Here is a 279-nt window from a genome sequence, read left to right as displayed (position 1 = left end):
GAGGCCCGGCAGTTCGTCGTTGGCATCAGCCGGCGGCATAGGCGTGAAATTGTAGAAGACTTTGTCTTTGGCAAGATCCTCCGGGCTGAAAGAAACGTGATAATCGAAATTGAAATCGTTGCCGAAAGAAGAAACCCAAGGAAATTTCCAGCCCATGCGCTGTTTATAGGCGGCGATCTTATCGAGCGGCGCACGCGAAACGGCGACCCAGGTGACGTCATGATGGTTCAGATGCGGCAGGGCGCCATCGACATGATCGGACAGGAAGGAGCAGCCGGT

The 279-nt window shown here is 54.8% G+C and carries 1 protein-coding gene; it reads right to left on the bottom strand.

The genetic code is table 11. The features are described from left to right. A partial coding sequence (locus EOD29_RS31420) for a DUF899 family protein (RefSeq protein WP_127248807.1) occupies nt 1-279 on the bottom strand: 279 nt, incomplete at both ends.

It is taken from the genome of Mesorhizobium sp. M1A.T.Ca.IN.004.03.1.1, assembly GCF_003997555.1.
In the GTDB taxonomy this organism is placed as follows: Bacteria; Pseudomonadota; Alphaproteobacteria; order Rhizobiales; family Rhizobiaceae; genus Mesorhizobium.
This window is presented reverse-complemented; position numbering and strand designations above follow the sequence as displayed.